Genomic DNA, 2,613 nt, shown 5'->3' with positions numbered 1-2,613 from the left:
CCGGGAATCCCGTCCCGAATACCTCATGTCAGGACGACGCAGCCCCGCCTCTCCAGCTCGGCGCAGAGTGCGGGCTCGGGCTCGCACGCGTTCCAGCGCAGATCGAGCTTCTCCAGCGCGGGCATCTGCGCGACCCAGTCCGGCAGCCGGGTGAGGCGGTTGGCGCGCACGTCGAGCTGGCGCAGAGCGGGGAGGCGGGCCAGTGCCTCCGGCAGTTCCGTGAGGGCGTTCTCCCGCAGTTCGAGATGGCGCAGCCCGGTGAGTGCGGAGACGGACGGCGGAAGCCCCGTCAGCCGGTTGCCGCGCAGCCACAGCTCGCGCAGGGCGCCGAGCCGCCCGATGCCGTCCGGCAGCGCGGTCAGCCGGTTGTGCCGCGCCCGCAGTTCGGTCAGCGCGGTCATGCCGCCCAGGGAATCGGGCAGCGCGCCGAGGGGGTTCTCGCCGACGTTGAGATAGCGCAGCCGGGTCAGCCCGCCCAGCGACTCCGGGAGCCGGGTGAGCTCGTTGTCGTGCAGATAGAGGCAGCCGCTCAGCCCGGTCAGGCCGCCGAGTTCGGCGGGCACCGAGGTGAGCCTGTTGTGCCCGAGGTCCAGCGTGGTCAGCCGGCGCAGCCGCCCGATCTCGGCCGGGACGTGCGTGAGCCCGTTCTCGGCGAGGATGAGCACCTGGAGACCGGTGTCCTGCCAGACCGATTCGGGTATGGCGCCGAGCTGTTCGCGCCAGAGGTCGAGTGTGCGCCGCACAGGGGTCCCACGTCCCTTCCCCGGTGGATTCGGTCTCCCATTGGACCTCATCGGGCGGGGTTTGTCAGCGTGTTTCCCGGAAACCCTCGAAGAGCAAAAGGGATGCCGGAACGCAGGGGAATGGCGGTCGGTCGAGTAAGTCGAGTATTTCGTCTTGGCGATTCGTCGTACGGACATCTAGGATCGGCATTCAACGCCTCTGTGTATCAAGCTGAAGGAACCTCATGGCTCAGAGAGTAATCACCATCGTCACCGATGACCTCACCGGGGAAGAGTCGACTGACGCGCAGACGCATATCCTGGCCGTGGACGGCGTTCAGTATGAGATCGACCTCGCGCCCGACTCCTATGACAAGCTGATGGAGGCTCTCAACCCGTTCCTGACATCCGGAAGGCGGCTGCGGCGAAGCCGGACCGGCGGCCCGGCCGCCGCGGGCAAGCGCTCCCAGGGCGCCGAGGACACGGCGAAGATCCGTACCTGGGCCAGGGAGCAGGGGTACGAGGTCAGCGACCGCGGCCGGGTCCCCGCCAACATCCGTGAGGCATTCGAGAAGGCCCACTGAGCGGTCCCCCGGGCCCCCTGGGGCGCGAGCGGGCTCTCCGGCGCCCCGGCTCCCGCCCAGGGTGTCCCGGGCCCGCGGCAGCCGCAGGGCCTCCCGCCGCACGGGGCCGGCCGGCGCGGGCACCGTGGTGCGCTTTCCGGCCAAAGACCGCGTTCCCCGGCTAGCCGCGCCCCCGCGGCCGTCAGTAGGTTCCTCTGCTCCAGGGTCCATGTGCCGTGCGCTGCCGTGGGGTTCGTACCGGCGGTCCGCGGACGGGCCCTGGAGCTGCCGCGCGGCCGGGGGATCAGGGGGCCCCGTCGCCGTCCGGCAGGGCCCCGGGCCGGTACTCCGCGCCCGGGGCCCTGCGCGTACGCACACCGGTCCGCGCCGGCTCCGCACCCGGCCGCCCCGCGAGGAGGAACCGTGCCCTACGCGAACGTCAACGACACCCGGCTGTACTACGGGGACCAGGGGACAGGGCAGCCGCTCGTCCTGCTGCACGGCTGGGGGACCTGCGGGGAGGTGTGGCGCGCGCAGCAGGAGGAGTTCGCCCGGGACCACCGGGTGGTCACGGTGGACTGGCGGGGCTGCGGACGCTCCGGGCGCCCGGCCGAGGGCAACAGCCTCGCCGGCAACGCGGAGGACGTCCTCGCCCTGGCGAACGCGCTGGACCTGGCGCGGCCGGTGCTCGTCGGCTGCTCGGCCGGGGCCGCGATCGTGCTGGAGGCGGCCCGCCGCGCGCCCTGGCTGATCCGCGCCGTGGTGGCCGTGGACGGGCCGGGGCACTGGCCCGCCGAGCGCAAGGCGGAGCAGTTGCGCGAGCTGCGGCAGGCGCTGCGCGAGGACCGCGCGGGGACGGTCCGCGCGTGGGTCCCGGCCTGGTACGGGCCGCTGGCCGATCCGTCCTGGGTGGACTGGACGGTGCGGCGGATCCTGGAGTCCTCCGAGCACATCGACGAGATCCTCACCGACGCGGTCCGGCACAACCCCCGGGAGAGCATCGGGGAGCTCACGGTGCCCAGCGTCTTCATCCACGGGAAGCTGGACGCGGAGATCCCCGCCGAGGCGTCCGAGACCCTCGCCGCGCTCGCCCCGCGCGGCGAGCTGCATCTGATGGAGGCGGCGGGGCATATGCCGCACACGGAGCAGCCCGCGGAGTTCAACGCGCTGCTGCGGTCGGTGCTCGTGCGTCTCGCCGGCGGCTAGGCGGTGTCTTCAATTGATCTTGGATGGTGGATCATGGTCGGGTGATACGTCGCCATGAACTGTCTGATGCGGAGTGGGAGTTCGTTCGGCCGCTGCTGCCCGCCTCCTTGCGGGGGCGCAAG

3 protein-coding genes are annotated in these 2,613 nt (G+C 72.0%); 2 read left to right on the top strand and 1 reads right to left on the bottom strand.

All coding sequences use genetic code 11. The annotated features are described in order from the left end of the window. Positions 1-23: 23 nt before the first annotated feature. Positions 24-743 carry a leucine-rich repeat domain-containing protein gene (locus G5C65_RS35220; protein ID WP_338146813.1) on the bottom strand — a complete coding sequence of 240 codons (720 nt, stop codon included), beginning with the start codon at positions 741-743 and terminating at the stop codon, positions 24-26. Between the two features lie 224 nt (positions 744-967). Between G5C65_RS35220 and G5C65_RS35215 the strand changes: the two genes are divergently transcribed. Beyond that, positions 968-1,306: a histone-like nucleoid-structuring protein Lsr2 gene (locus tag G5C65_RS35215; protein ID WP_165303127.1), complete on the top strand. Its 339-nt coding sequence runs from the start codon at positions 968-970 to the stop codon at positions 1,304-1,306. Between the two features lie 402 nt (positions 1,307-1,708). Continuing rightward, on the top strand, positions 1,709-2,491 hold the full coding sequence (locus G5C65_RS35210; RefSeq protein ID WP_165303126.1) for an alpha/beta fold hydrolase: 783 nt from the start codon (positions 1,709-1,711) through the stop codon (positions 2,489-2,491). Positions 2,492-2,613 lie beyond the last annotated feature (122 nt).

The organism is Streptomyces boncukensis (genome assembly GCF_011045075.1).
In the GTDB taxonomy this organism is placed as follows: Bacteria; Actinomycetota; Actinomycetes; order Streptomycetales; family Streptomycetaceae; genus Streptomyces; species Streptomyces boncukensis.
This window is presented reverse-complemented; position numbering and strand designations above follow the sequence as displayed.